General features: G+C 57.0%; 16 protein-coding genes. 1 reads left to right on the top strand and 15 read right to left on the bottom strand.

Translation table 11 applies throughout. The features are described from left to right. Window position 1: 1 nt before the first annotated feature. From DWX58_RS11580 to DWX58_RS11520, 13 genes are all read right to left on the bottom strand, one after another. The gene (locus DWX58_RS11580; RefSeq protein WP_118643998.1) at window positions 2–583 is read right to left on the bottom strand and encodes an MptD family putative ECF transporter S component; all 582 of its coding nucleotides are present in this window, start codon (window positions 581–583) and stop codon (window positions 2–4) included. A gap of 176 nt (window positions 584–759) precedes the next feature. Continuing rightward, complete coding sequence (locus DWX58_RS11575) at window positions 760–1566, bottom strand: AraC family transcriptional regulator (protein WP_243093443.1); 807 nt, start codon at window positions 1564–1566, stop codon at window positions 760–762. Between the two features lie 272 nt (window positions 1567–1838). Further along, window positions 1839–2393 (bottom strand): SRPBCC family protein, encoded by a 555-nt coding sequence (locus DWX58_RS11570; protein WP_118643994.1) that lies wholly within the window; start codon window positions 2391–2393, stop codon window positions 1839–1841. 69 nt (window positions 2394–2462) lie between these two features. Further along, a complete protein-coding gene (locus DWX58_RS11565; protein WP_118643992.1) occupies window positions 2463–2903 on the bottom strand; it encodes a DNA starvation/stationary phase protection protein in 441 nt (146 codons plus the stop codon). A gap of 253 nt (window positions 2904–3156) precedes the next feature. Next, complete coding sequence (gene zupT, locus DWX58_RS11560) at window positions 3157–3960, bottom strand: zinc transporter ZupT (protein WP_118643990.1); 804 nt, start codon at window positions 3958–3960, stop codon at window positions 3157–3159. A 396-nt stretch (window positions 3961–4356) separates the two neighbouring features. Next, complete coding sequence (locus DWX58_RS15145) at window positions 4357–5019, bottom strand: hypothetical protein (RefSeq protein ID WP_147382268.1); 663 nt, start codon at window positions 5017–5019, stop codon at window positions 4357–4359. A 3-nt stretch (window positions 5020–5022) separates the two neighbouring features. Next, window positions 5023–5868: a metal ABC transporter permease gene (locus DWX58_RS11550; RefSeq protein ID WP_087260104.1), complete on the bottom strand. Its 846-nt coding sequence runs from the start codon at window positions 5866–5868 to the stop codon at window positions 5023–5025. Continuing rightward, window positions 5852–6574 carry an ABC transporter ATP-binding protein gene (locus DWX58_RS11545; protein ID WP_118643987.1) on the bottom strand — a complete coding sequence of 241 codons (723 nt, stop codon included), beginning with the start codon at window positions 6572–6574 and terminating at the stop codon, window positions 5852–5854. The genes DWX58_RS11550 and DWX58_RS11545 overlap by 17 nt, the downstream gene beginning before the upstream one ends. 15 nt (window positions 6575–6589) lie before the next feature. Beyond that, window positions 6590–7597: a metal ABC transporter substrate-binding protein gene (locus DWX58_RS11540; protein ID WP_118643985.1), complete on the bottom strand. Its 1008-nt coding sequence runs from the start codon at window positions 7595–7597 to the stop codon at window positions 6590–6592. A gap of 125 nt (window positions 7598–7722) precedes the next feature. Further along, window positions 7723–8019, bottom strand: coding sequence for a hypothetical protein (locus DWX58_RS11535; RefSeq protein WP_118643983.1), 297 nt, complete (start codon window positions 8017–8019; stop codon window positions 7723–7725). 37 nt (window positions 8020–8056) lie between these two features. Next, window positions 8057–8452 (bottom strand): transcriptional repressor, encoded by a 396-nt coding sequence (locus tag DWX58_RS11530; RefSeq protein ID WP_118643981.1) that lies wholly within the window; start codon window positions 8450–8452, stop codon window positions 8057–8059. 508 nt (window positions 8453–8960) lie between these two features. Further along, complete coding sequence (locus tag DWX58_RS11525) at window positions 8961–9767, bottom strand: class I SAM-dependent methyltransferase (RefSeq protein WP_118643979.1); 807 nt, start codon at window positions 9765–9767, stop codon at window positions 8961–8963. A 2-nt stretch (window positions 9768–9769) separates the two neighbouring features. Then, entirely contained in the window at window positions 9770–10639 is an 870-nt protein-coding gene (locus DWX58_RS11520) for an alpha/beta hydrolase (RefSeq protein ID WP_118643977.1), read from the bottom strand. On the opposite strand from DWX58_RS11520, the gene DWX58_RS15420 reads away from it, so the two are divergent. Continuing rightward, window positions 10638–10937 (top strand): hypothetical protein, encoded by a 300-nt coding sequence (locus DWX58_RS15420; protein ID WP_147382267.1) that lies wholly within the window; start codon window positions 10638–10640, stop codon window positions 10935–10937. The genes DWX58_RS11520 and DWX58_RS15420 overlap by 2 nt on opposite strands. A gap of 59 nt (window positions 10938–10996) precedes the next feature. Here DWX58_RS15420 and DWX58_RS11515 read toward each other — a convergent pair whose 3' ends face one another. Next, on the bottom strand, window positions 10997–11512 hold the full coding sequence (locus DWX58_RS11515) for a hypothetical protein (protein WP_118643975.1): 516 nt from the start codon (window positions 11510–11512) through the stop codon (window positions 10997–10999). A 60-nt stretch (window positions 11513–11572) separates the two neighbouring features. Continuing rightward, window positions 11573–12418 (bottom strand): class I SAM-dependent methyltransferase, encoded by an 846-nt coding sequence (locus tag DWX58_RS11510; RefSeq protein ID WP_118643973.1) that lies wholly within the window; start codon window positions 12416–12418, stop codon window positions 11573–11575. Window positions 12419–12456: the final 38 nt, after the last annotated feature.

Below are 12456 nucleotides of genomic sequence, written 5' to 3'. Positions count from 1 at the left end.
CTCACACTGCCCCGACCTTTGAAAAATGCTTTTTCAGCAGTTTCTTTCCGAACATTCCTCCCAGGATGCCGCCCAACAGCGCCAAAGCAACAAATACGGCAATGATCCAGTCGGACGTCAGGCGGTCAATGGCATCGGCGTACTCCTGGCCATAGTAGGTCGCGCAGGTGGACAGAAAGGCATCCTTTGCCAACAGCAGGGAGAAAAAGGGCCCCATGGATGTCAGATTGAACACGCAGTAGCTGGCGGCCAGCGCAGTGGGCGAGCGTCTCCGTTTCCCCCACGCGATCCCTTCCGCAACCACGCCCCATACCACTGCGGCGATCAGAGGGTAAATACTTGCCATGGAAGTAATGGCGCCCACCAGCAGCGCAAGAATGAAAATGGCGCCTGTTTTAGGTACCTTCACGCAATACAGCAGATAAACTGTCCCCAATACAATGCCGGCAATCAGCGGAGTGGCCAGGTAGAGCACCGGAACAATGGGCAGCACCATGGTGGAGAGCACCGTCAGCAGCACCAGATATATGGCGGCAAACGCGCCAGCGGCGATCAAGTCTTTTGTGGTCAACTTGGACTTCATATGGAATCCTGCCTTTCAAGATCAATTTCTTTTGCCCTTGGTTAGCTATGTCTAACCTTCAATGATTATATGGTATCCAATTTCTTTGTTCCACTCTAAAAAGTCCGCTGAGGGCGTAAATGCTCCAAAAGGTCAAAAACATATCCCGCGGTCAGGCGGGATATGTTGGAAAGCATTTATTTGTTTTTCCTGCCGCTCCGGTACTGGGCCGGAGTGCAGCCTACAACCGCACGGAATGCCTGGGCAAATTTGCTGGGATTCTGATACCCCAGTTCCAAAGCAATTTCTCCAATCTGGAGATCTGTCTCCAAAAGACGCTGGGACGCACAGTGCATTTTATAGCTGCGCAGATAGGCGTAGGGAGTCTCCCCATAGATTTGCTTGAACCCGGCTTTCAACTGGGTCAGGCTGATTTCATGCTCCGCCGCAAGCTCCTTCAGACTGATCCGTCCGTCCTCATTCTGGAGCATATGATCTTTCACATGTTTGATCTTTTCCGTCAGCGCCTTGGGCAGATAGCCACGGTTTTCCTCAAAAATAGTCTGGTCGGCCCGAATGTGATAGAGCAGCTCCAGCAGCTTCAGTCGCAGGAAGGTCAACCGGGGGTTGGCCAGGCTTCCGTACAGCTCCCGATAAACATGCTCCACCGCCTCATTGCGGCGGAAGACCCGGCAATGTTCCGCCAGACCGTATTTCCGGAAAATCTCCCGGGCGCTGATCCCAAGACCGGCCAGCTCCGGCACATCGTCACAGGTCTGGGGGTACAGGATGATGGTAGAGCCAAAGTAATCCTTCAGGGGGAAGGAGGCGCCGATGGGCGGGTGCAGCATGCTGTTGAGGGCAATGTCCCCTTCGCCCATATAGACGTAGTTCCAGCGGTCAAAGACGCATTCAAACCGCCCGCGGGCACAGTGATGAATGCCGATCACATCCTGTTCCATGCCATCCTGAAAGCAGGTCTCACAGGCAAAATCCGTCACCATCAGCTGTACGCCCGGAAAAATATCATAGAGCCAAAGATCTGCATGGCCATCGTCCACAGGATATGTGGCATGGCTGACAAAGGGTGCCGGCCCTGGTGTTATAACTTTATCTTTCAGGTAGTTCAGCTCCTGCACCGGGTCTCACCTCGTTTCCATAGATCACGCAGCTCCGGCAATCGACTGACTGGGAAGCGGATGGCGCGGGGCTTTGAATACCGCGCGCCCCGCTTGCGTAAGGCTTTTCCCATGTGACGCTTTTCCGGCCCACGGGATCATCTCCTTTTGCCCGGAGCAGAAGACGGGCGGCCGGGCGGCATATGCTTCAGCCGCTCCGGCGCAATCCGGGCCGGATGGGTTCCGCTGGTCAGGATCTCCGCCAGGTAGCGGTTGTCCAGTGCCATGTCGGCCCGTATGAGCTCCCAGTCGGCCTTCTTCCGGTACAAAACACGGAACAGGATAAAATTGATGATGGGGCCGATGACAGGGGCGCCCAGGCCGAAGGATTCCGTATGCGTAAAAAAGCAGCCCTTGGCGGTTCGACGCCCCTCGAAGGTAATCCGGGCCGTTCCGGCGTCGCTTCGGAAGGTAAAGCGGAAGCGATCCGTGTCCTGCTCCGATTCCACGATGGTGCCGGTCACGTCGTAGTCCCTTCCCATGACGATCTCGTAAAATCGCACTCGGTCTCCTTTACCGATCCCGCCAGTGAGCAGCTGGCACTCCAGATGATAGGGGCTCCAGCGGACGAACTCCCGCTCAAAGTTGTCCACCCAGGCGCAGAGCGCCTCAAAAGGCGCGTCGATGTGAATGCTTTCCGTTAAAGTAATCATGCCGCCTCCTGTTCCGCCGCGCTGGGCCGCCGCCCGTAACGCACCCCCCAGTGAGCTCACCTGCGTCTTTTATTTGCCCATGGCCCGAAGGAACCAGAGGGTCTTGTTGTAATCGGTGAGCTGGTCCTCCATGGCGGAGGCCACGTCATACATCCCGGTCTCCTCGGCGCCGACGCGGATTTCCTCGGCTTGAGCCTTCAGCACCAGCAGATCGCCCCGCACGACGGCCAGCGCCTCGACGGCGGGCAGCTCTGCGGAATCCAGTTCCTGAAGGGTGGCTGCGGCCAGGTAATCCTTCATAGAGGCCAGCGGAGAAGCGTCGTGGATCTTCAGCAGCTCGGCCACGGTGTCCATCACGCCGGCAAAGCCGTCGTACAGCGTCTCCAGGTATTCGTGTACCTGCTTGAAGCTCGATCCCACCACATTCCAGTGGAGGTTGTGGAGTTTCACATACTCCACGGCCACATTGGCCAGATAGCGGTTCAGGTCAGCGGATAGTTCGTGTTTCATGGAGATGCTCCTTTCAGCAGATGAAGTCTTTTTCAGCGGCCCATCAGGCCGGGATCGGGCCTCATGGAATGGAACCTGCCCCCTTGGGAGAGCCGCATCCTTTGATGTCGGTTAGCAATAGCTAACCGCTGATGAAATTATAACAACCGGAAGGCGCGCCGTCAAGAGTCCCTTGAAGCGGATCGCCCTTCCTGTGCACCGGAAACCGCCCCCTCTCCAGAGGTCGTTCAAACCGGCATTCCGGGGGAGCGATCTATAAAAACAACAGCAAGCTGACCGCCATCACCACCATGCCGGAAATCAGGCCATAGATGGACAGATGGTGATCCCCGCATTCCCGGGCGGCAGGGAGCAATTCATCAAAGGAGATAAATACCATAATCCCGGCGACTCCGGCAAACAGCACTCCAAACACGGTGTCGCTCATCACCGGGCGTAAAACCAACCAGCCAAGCAGCGCCCCCAAGGGCTCCGCCAGCCCGGAGAGGAAGGAATAGCAAAAAGCTTTTCGCCGGGAACCCGTGGCCTGATAGATGGGCACGGATACCGCGATACCCTCCGGAATATTGTGGATCGCGATAGCTACTACAATGGGAATGGCTACGCCGGGTTCCTGCAGAGCCGATACAAAGGTGGCAAGCCCCTCCGGAAAGTTGTGGATAGCAATGGCCAGTGCCGTAAAGACACCCATACGCATCAAACGCCCCGGCTGATGGGCACCCTTCTCCGCGTCCTCCATGAGCTTTACTTCGTGGGGATTCTCCGCAGAGGGGATCAGCTTATCAATGACAGCAATCACCAGCATGCCGCCAAAAAACGCCGCAACCGTTGCCCAGCTGCCGGGGCGGGTCCCCATTTCGGCAATCAACGCATCCTGTGCCTTGAAAAATATCTCGATCATCGAGACATAGATCATGACGCCGGCGGAAAAGCCCAGGGAAACCGACAAAAATTTCCGGTTGGTGTGCCGGCAGAGAAACGCGATGTAGCTGCCGATCCCGGTGCTGAGCCCAGCCAGCAGTGTCAGAAAAAAAGCAAGCAATACGGTATGATCCAAGTGAAACCTCCTTCAAGCGCAGTGGTTAGTCATAGCTAACTCCTCTTGATTTTAGCACTGCCTGCATCAGATGTCAATGACATACCGTGTATTCCTGAAGGCCGGCATCCGCAGAATAGAAGCAGATTTTTTCAGATGGAATCAGAGGTGCTATTCTGAAGCATCCGTGGATCATAATGGACATTTGCATGGGCAGAGGGTCAATCATGGCTTGGCCGCCCTGGGATCCCCATGATAAACAGCGGTCAGCGCAGGTGCTTGACAAAATTATGCCCGCACTGCCAGCAAGGGAAGGCGGGGTACGAAGAAGCCTTCCCTTGCGTGGAAAGCCGGCTTGCGGCAAGCACGCAGAAAAAACGCCGTGCCTGGCGTTTCGGGCCGCGGGATCCGGGGCGCTTATTCAAATGTCACATTTTCCAACCGGAGAAAGATCATCCCGTATTCTTCCATGGAACGATCCGCCTGAAGCTCTCCCACAACAGTCACTTCCGATTCGGCGGGGGGATAGTCCTGAGGATAGAGGGCGTTTTCGGGCATGGCGATATCAAACCCCTGCGCACAGCAGGCGGTGGCGTCCTGTACAATCACGCCACAGTAGACCTGTTTCGTCTCAGGGTCCTGATATACCGTGAAAATTCCCGTTATGCGGATGGTTTTTCCGATATAGTCATCCGGCGACATCATCATGTTGAACACTTCCGCGTAGACCATGGTGCTGCTGAGGGTGGTCAGATCCACATCCACGGACACCGTGGTCACTTCCTGAGAATCCGGCTGCGGATCCGCAGCCGGGTTTTCTGTCTCTCCCTCTTCCGGCGCGAAACCGACAACCGGAGGCGCCGGGCCGTCTCCCTGCCCATCCCCGCCTTCTGCCGGCAGCGGTTCTTCCCCGGGCAATTCGGATTCGGCGGATGGTGTACCCTCCGGAGTTGCTTCCGCCTGTTGAGAAACAGTGGGCGGTGTCAGATTCTCAGCTTGCCCAGAGCCTTCATTTTTTCCACATGCGGAGCAGGCCAAGAGTAACATCCCCGCCAGAAACAAAATTGCTTGGCGTTTCATCGGTCATCTCCTTCCTATCCATCCTGCAAGGGAGCAAAGGACAAACAGTGCAATTTGCACGGCAACAATGGTGGACCCCACCGGTGTACCGGCCAGAATGGAGGTAATGATTCCTGCGGCGGCACAAAATACAGAGAGAACAGCGGCACAGATGGTAACGGCCCGGAAGCTTTTGAACAATCTCATGGCGGACATAGCCGGGAAGATCACCAGGGCGGAGATCAGCAAAGATCCCACCAGATTCATGGCCATCACAATGACCACCGCCGTCACCACCGCCAGAATCAGATTGTACACCCTGCCTCTGGTTCCAGTGGCCGAAGCAAAGCTTTCATCAAAGGTGACGGCAAAGATCTTGTGGTAGAAAAAGAGGTACAAGAGCACCACCACCACCGATAGTGCGGCACACATCCAGACCTCGGTCTGGGTAAGAGTGAGAATGGAGGTGGAGCCGAACAGGGTGGTACAGACATCCCCCGTCAGATTGGTGGAGGTGGAAAATACATTCATCATCAAATAGCCTATGGCCAGCGCGCCCACTGAGAGCATGGCCATGGCGGCGTCGCCTTTGATTTTGGAATTCTGACCCGCCCCCAGCAAAAGGATGGCACACAGCACCGTGATGCCCATGACCAGCGGCATGTCATTGATCAGGTTCAAAACAGAGGCCACCGACATGGCCCCGAAGGCCACATGGGACAACCCGTCCCCGATAAAGGAAAACCGCTTGAGCACCAGCGTGACCCCCAGCAGCGATGCGCACAGGGCCACCAGCACGCCCACCACAAGGGCGTAGCGGACGAAGGGATAGGCCCAGTATTGGACCAGCTTCTCAATCAGCAATTCCATGGTCGCTGCCTCCTCTCGGTTTCAGAATTCCACGACCGGGAGTGGATCGGACAAAGGCATCCCGGGTTCCGAAAAACACCTGCTCCCCCAGATAGAGGATGTGGCTGGCGTAGTGGAGAGCGGCCTCCACGTCGTGGGAGATCATCAGGATGGTCATGCCATCCTTTTGATTCAGCCGGGCAATGACCTGATACAGCTCCCGGCTGGCCGCCGGATCCAGTCCGGCCACTGGCTCGTCCAGCAGCAGCATCTTCCGGGCGGCGCAAAGAGCCCGGGCCAGCAGCACCCGCTGCTGCTGGCCCCCCGACAGCTCCCGATAGCATCGCCTGGAGAATCGTTCCATATCCATGCGCCGGAGGGACTGCCGGGCCAGCTCCTTTTCCGCCCTGGTGTAAAAGGGGCGCAGGCCGCACCGCCCCTGGCAGCCGGACAGAGCCACTTCCCAGACAGTGGCGGGAAAATCCCGCTGGGCCTGGGTCTGCTGGGGCAGGTATCCGATCTCATTGGCGCCCACCCCACCGCTCAGGGTCACCGAGCCCTCCAGGGGCGTCAGCAGGCCCAGGATGGTCTTCATCAGGGTGGATTTTCCAGCGCCGTTTTCCCCCAGGATGCACAGGTAGTCCCCGATGCTCACGGTAAAGCTCAGATCCCGCACCAGAGCAGAATCATAGCCCAGGGTCAGGCCCTGGCAGTTCATCTGGATCATGTGATGGCCCTCCTCTCAGCCCAGGGCGGTTTTCAGGGTCTCCAAGTTTTGCTCCATCATGCCCAGGTAGGTAGCTCCCCCCTCCACATCAGCAGCTGTTACCGACTGCATGGAGTCCAATACCAGGATCTCCTGGTTTTTGGCGCTGGTGTTTGCCACGACGGTCTGGGCAATATTGTGCGCGGCGCCTTCGATGGTCAGCACACAGGGCAGGGACAGCTCGTCCACCTTACCGGCCAGGAAGGCCACCGTCTCAAAGCTGGCCTCCGTTTCCGCCGAGCAGCCGGAAAAGGCGGCATAGTAGGTAAGCCCATAGTCGTCCGCCAGATACCGGAAGGGGAACCGGTCGGCAAAGAGCAGGGTGCGGGTGGAAGCGGCGTCCACGGCAGCCTGATACTGCCCATCCAGGGTACTGAGCTTCTGGATATAAGCGGCGGCATTTTCGGCGTAAGTCTCCTGATGCGCGGGGTCGATGACGCCCAAAGCATCTGCAATAGCGTCGCAGAGCACCGCGGCATGCTTCAAAGACAGCCAGATGTGCTCGTCCGCATGATCGTGGTCCTCGTGGTCGTGGTCCTCGTGATGCTTTTCTTCCCCGTGGTGATGATGCTCGCTCTCCTGCATTCCCTCAACCACTTCCTCTGTTTTTACGCCGTCCCCCAGCACCTCCATCAGGTTCATGGCCACCAGATCGGGATTGCCGGCGTTAGCCAGGGCGTCCTCCACCCAGGAGTCCGACGCTCCTCCTGTGTAGAGAAACAGGTCACAGTTGGAAATGGTGACCATATCATCGGCGGTGGGCTGGAAGCTGTGGAGATCTACGCCATCATCCAGGAGCATCGTCAGCTCCACATGGTTGGCCCGATCCCCCAGGATCTCCCGCACCCAGTCATACTCCGGGAAAATGGTGGTGACGATCCGCAGCGTTTCGCCGCCGCGTTCCGGGGCGGACGCGGTGCCGCAGCCGGACATAATCCCTGCGGCCAGCGCAAGGCAGAGAGCGATAGATATTGCTTTTTTCATAGGATAAAACCTCCGAATTCATACAGAAACTGAAAAATGGGCGCAAAAATACAAGGGGCTCCGGGCATGCGCCAGAAAAGCCTGTCCGGATGGGCAGACCGATCCCCTTGTCATTGGCGTTCTGTTTAATTCAGCAGTTTTACCTTCCACAAAACCGGGGAAGAGGCAGCAAAGACGTTCCACGTCCGCAGGACGAGGAGCAGCATGGAGAAGCCGAGCACCGCTCCTCCGGCCAAGGCTGTGTGGGCCGCGGAGAGCTGCTCCAGCAGCTTTTGGCAGATGTGGATCTGATGGCAGATGGTACAGTGTTCGCCGATACAGTCGTGGTCCGCCTCAGCGACGACAAAAAATACGGAGAAGAACAGAGCAAACACCAGCAGCGCCGCCCCGCAGGCGGCGGCAAAACGCATTTTTTTCGTCATGTTCTTCTCCCCCCTTTTGAAGTCTATGAGAATGATGTTATGTGCGGTGGCAGTCCTGACACACGCCGTACAGGACTGTCTTGAAAATATCCAGGTCGAACCCGTCCAGCTCCCACATGGCGCGGGTCAATTGCGCGGTGTGCTCCCCATCCATGTGGAAGGTCTTGCCGCAGCGGGTGCAGGACAGGTGCAGATGGGAGCGGCAGCCCTCCGCACCCGCAAACTGGTAATAGGACTCTCTGCTGCCCGGCTTTACCGATTTGCGGATCAGCCCTTCCGCCTCCAGCTGGGACAGATTCCGGTAGACGGCGCTGAGGCTGATCTGCCGGGCGCACAGCGCCTGGGCGATCTGCCGTACAGACAGAGATTGATCCGGGTGCTGATTCAAAAAGTCGAGCAGAGAATCCCTCTGACGGGTATCGTACCTTTTCATCCCCACGCCTCCCTGATTTGCAAATCATTCGCAAATCAGGATACCACCATACTGGAAATGTGTCAAGAACGATGTTGGAAGGCGCGCTGTTCCCCGATGATTTCATCGGCTCCTGACGCTCCTCTTCGCGCATTCCTCCGGACAGGAAACACGTATTGGAGAGAATCCGCCCCCCCACAACCTACAGGTGGCGGACAGCGATGACCTGTGCTGCTACATCCCCTAAAAGACTGCCCACCGGGCAAACTCTTTCCACCGGATGATGAAGCTGCTCCTTTGCGGCATCCGCAAAGGGACTTGATCGTCAAGGGTCAGCACCGAAAAGCCCCGTTCAAATCTTTTGAAGTGACGTCACAATTGGTCTGACAAGTCGATGCTGCCCGCAAACGGAAGAAAAATTTTTCCGCCCTGCGGATTTTTGTGATAACGGCATACAACGGCACAAATAACCGCTCGTCTATGCGCACCCGGAAGATCCCGCAATGAGACACAGACAAAACGGTCGCTTTTACAGCTTCAAATTTATCATCTTCACCATAAAGAGCCTGTCGGAAACCGCCATGCTGACCTTCGTGGATGGCTTCAACCCCTTCCGAGGGATATGGCGGTAATAGGGCTCCTCGGCCCGCACTCTGACCCCGCCGCCGATTTTCCCGGCCAGTTTTGCCGCCGAGTCCACATAGAAAAACATCTGCGCATCCGCGTGCCCCACCTGTTTCATGTATTTCTTTCGCATCATGGCCATACCGCTTTTGCTCACGGTGTCAAAGACGATTTCGATCGCTCCAAACCCTGTGAGCATCCGCAGAAGGTCCACAACCTTCCTTTCCTCAAAATAGTGGAACAGCCCGCCGGCGGTGACCAGAATGGGAGCATCCGGCACATCGGAGCGGACCTGCCTGATCCAGTCCTCGGCAAAGGCGTCTCCGGCGAGATAGATCTCCCGCTCCGGCTCCGGCAGCAGTGCCCGCCGGTACTCCACCACATGGGGCAGATCCACCGCATACCAGCGGATCCTTCCGTTGTCGCAGCGGTAATAGGTCGTCTCCAGCCCGCAGCCCAGCTGGACGATGACGCCGTCCGGTCTGCGCTCCAGAAACGCCCGGATGAAGCGATCCATATTGGCAGACCGAGCGGCGGAGGCCAGCAGGGTATACTGGCTCTGGCCGCTCTTCCCAAGCAAGCCGGGCGGCAGTTTCTTTTTCAGTTCCAGTGCCTTTTCATCGTACAAAACCTGCGGACAGTGCTCACTGGCATAGATCCTGCCCAGCATGGGAACAAACAGCGTGTCCTCCACAATACCTAACTTGGACATCGTCATCCTCCTGTTTGAGCCTTGATAAATTTTGTCACCAATTGTACATAGTCCTCCAGCCGCACCATCAGCGCCAGGTGCCCGCCGGTCAGATCAGTGACCACCGCGGGTTCGGGCATCAGGTCGATCAGGTCCTGTTTACAGGCCGGGGTGAAGGTGGTGTCATCCTCAGAGAGGATCAGCAGAACCTTCCCCTTCCAAGGGGCAAAGTCGTCCCCGGTCATGCCGAAATGGTGCTGCGCGTCCACCAGAAAGTCGATCATGTGCGCCTCGTAGGGCTTGGTAAGCTGCTCCAGCATGGCGTCGCACAGTTCCTCCATCACGGCCTTTTCCGCCCCGGTGAAGCCGACGGTTTTCTTCTTCATCACCGCCCGCTTCATCATCCGCTTGATGAGGGAAAAGGGCAGGACCGCCAGCCACTTTTTGAACGTCCGCTGGCTCTGGATCATCTTCATCAGGTCCTGATACCCGGCCTCGCTCATGCTGCCGGACAGGGAACAGGTATTGGAGAGGATCAAACCATCCACTACATCCGGATGGCGTCGGGCGATGATCTGAGCCGCCACGCCGCCCAGAGACTGTCCCACCAGCCAAACCTTTTCTTTCAGATGGCGGAGTAACTCCGCCACAGCGTCGGCAAACTGGGCGTTGTCCGCAAACGGAATCTGATAGTCAAAGGTCAACACGGAAAACTCCTCAGCAAACCGGACAAAATGTTTATAGAACAGATCAGACAACCCAATGCCACCGGTGAGCAGCACCAGCGTGGCCTTGGCGTTTGGATTTTCATAGTAGCGGTAGACAAAGGGCTTCCCACTGCTGACCAAAAAAGTGGCCACGGGATAGGCCCGGCGGAATTCCGCAAGCGTCATGGAAATCTTCCTCTTTCTATTTTTCCTGCCGTTCTTTGTCCCAATGGGAATTCTTTTTGCAGATATAAAAGTCACAGCTTCGCTCACTCAAGTACCCAGTGCCACGTTCAGCGCCATCATGAGGGCAGAGCTGGTACCAAATAGTGCGGGTCCCACATTGGATCGCTTGTTTACTGATATCTTCGGAATCATTTCATCTAATACCGCTGAAAGCCACACTCTTCATGCATCTTTTTTGCTTCCTCCAGCGGCCCCTCTGGGGGTATGGGAAACAATTTTTGCGCCCCCATCATCTTGACTGCCGGACTGATGATTTGAAAAGGAGCAGTCATGCGGCACATCTTGTTTTCTTACCGTTCACCAAAATATATCGATGAGCAGCCCCAGCCCTGCCTGGGCTGCCGCCAGGATGGGACACATCAAAAACGGCCACTGGAGCAGGTGCTCCGGCAGAGCGTAGTCCTTCATCCAGGCGTTGAACCCGTAGCCGGGGTGCCCTTCGGTTCCCAGGATGATAAACCGGCTTTTCGCCTTCTTCTGGATCAGCCAGAAATCCAGAAAGAACAGGTCGCAGAAATTGACCATCATCCACTGGATATACCCGGTCAGGGCCAGAGGCCAGAACCCTGTTGTCCCGCCCTCCATGGTACTGACCGCGCCATAAAGCAGGAGGGGCAGCAGCTCCCCAAAACAGATCCAAATCCAGTAAAAGCGGTTTTCCGCACTGGTGGGCGGATCTTTCGCCGCCTTGATGATGGCGGGCGGATAACAGGGGAACATCAGCCGAGGCTTATACAGCGCCACCAATCCGGCAAACAGATTAAAGTAGGCCGCCATAGCGAACCCGTCCAAAACGTTGCGCGTCCAGTTCATATACATCCCCTATCACGATCATTTGCTCGTATTCCGGGTGGAAAAAACGGTTCGGTATCATCATTCTGCAAAGTCGATCCGGACGATCTGCAGATGCATCGGTCCGTCGGCCAGCTTCGCCAGCAGCCGGTGGACGGGCCGAACCGCCGGATCATGAAGCGATTGATAGCCCAGCATATAGCCCCGGCTGGAAACAGAAAACAGCGGCGACCAGGGCTCCAGCTCCCGCTTGGCGTCCTTGACGGAAAAATAGGCGCCCACATCCCGGATGCCCGCCTGCTTCACCCAGGTTTTCAGCATCAGCCGGACAGCTGTTTGCCCGGCCGCATCAAAGACCAGCCGCCCTCTTGGGAAGCGTTTTGCGGCGCCTGTGGCCAGAGCTTTGACCTCTTCTGTCGTGAAATAGTAGAAGACTCCGGCGGCAAACAGCACCGCTCCATCATCAGGATCAGTGCGGACGGCATCCATCCAGCGCGGGTCTTTCAGATCAAAGGCTAAATTTTTCTCCCGTTCCCCGGCGGGAAGCAGGCGATTCCGCAGCTCGATCACATCCGGCAGGTCGATGTTCCAGATGCTGCACCGGCCGTTGCCACAGGCCCGTCCGGTGTTGTCCAGACCGCAGCCCAGATTGATGACGGCGGCTCTGGGGTGGGCATTCAGATAGTCCCGCACCTCCCAGGCAAGGTCATTCTGGCGCATGGCCGCCTCCAGCGCGCCGAAGGTCTGCATCAGACCGTTTGCCTGCCGCTCCAAAGGGGAGAAGTCATAGTCCACCTTCTCCATCAGCATGGCCGCCGCGGCATCCCGATACAGTCCGGGGAACCGCTGCGAGCAGAGCCGCCGGCCATACAGCGGGATGATGAGCGTCTCCTGCACGGAGTCCTTCTCGATTTTGTACTTCTCCATAGGCCCTCCTCAAAAGGAACGGTACTCTATGTTTGATT

It is taken from the genome of Pseudoflavonifractor sp. AF19-9AC (assembly GCF_003478995.1).
Taxonomy (GTDB): Bacteria; Bacillota; Clostridia; order Oscillospirales; family Oscillospiraceae; genus Lawsonibacter.
This window is presented reverse-complemented; position numbering and strand designations above follow the sequence as displayed.

Coding starts and splice junctions, on each gene's coding strand:
- DWX58_RS15145 (WP_147382268.1), bottom strand. CDS start 5,019: ATGAAACGCCAAGCAATTTTGTTTCTGGCGGGGATGTTACTCTTGGCC.
- DWX58_RS11515 (WP_118643975.1), bottom strand. CDS start 11,512: ATGAACTGGACGCGCAACGTTTTGGACGGGTTCGCTATGGCGGCCTAC.
- DWX58_RS11565 (WP_118643992.1), bottom strand. CDS start 2,903: ATGAAACACGAACTATCCGCTGACCTGAACCGCTATCTGGCCAATGTG.
- DWX58_RS11535 (WP_118643983.1), bottom strand. CDS start 8,019: ATGACGAAAAAAATGCGTTTTGCCGCCGCCTGCGGGGCGGCGCTGCTG.
- DWX58_RS11510 (WP_118643973.1), bottom strand. CDS start 12,418: ATGGAGAAGTACAAAATCGAGAAGGACTCCGTGCAGGAGACGCTCATC.
- DWX58_RS11550 (WP_087260104.1), bottom strand. CDS start 5,868: ATGGAATTGCTGATTGAGAAGCTGGTCCAATACTGGGCCTATCCCTTC.
- DWX58_RS11545 (WP_118643987.1), bottom strand. CDS start 6,574: ATGATCCAGATGAACTGCCAGGGCCTGACCCTGGGCTATGATTCTGCT.
- DWX58_RS11540 (WP_118643985.1), bottom strand. CDS start 7,597: ATGAAAAAAGCAATATCTATCGCTCTCTGCCTTGCGCTGGCCGCAGGG.
- DWX58_RS11575 (WP_243093443.1), bottom strand. CDS start 1,566: ATGGTGACGGATTTTGCCTGTGAGACCTGCTTTCAGGATGGCATGGAA.
- DWX58_RS11520 (WP_118643977.1), bottom strand. CDS start 10,639: ATGACGCTTGCGGAATTCCGCCGGGCCTATCCCGTGGCCACTTTTTTG.
- DWX58_RS11530 (WP_118643981.1), bottom strand. CDS start 8,452: ATGAAAAGGTACGATACCCGTCAGAGGGATTCTCTGCTCGACTTTTTG.
- DWX58_RS11525 (WP_118643979.1), bottom strand. CDS start 9,767: ATGTCCAAGTTAGGTATTGTGGAGGACACGCTGTTTGTTCCCATGCTG.
- DWX58_RS11570 (WP_118643994.1), bottom strand. CDS start 2,393: ATGATTACTTTAACGGAAAGCATTCACATCGACGCGCCTTTTGAGGCG.
- DWX58_RS11580 (WP_118643998.1), bottom strand. CDS start 583: ATGAAGTCCAAGTTGACCACAAAAGACTTGATCGCCGCTGGCGCGTTT.
- DWX58_RS15420 (WP_147382267.1), top strand. CDS start 10,638: ATGGAAATCTTCCTCTTTCTATTTTTCCTGCCGTTCTTTGTCCCAATG.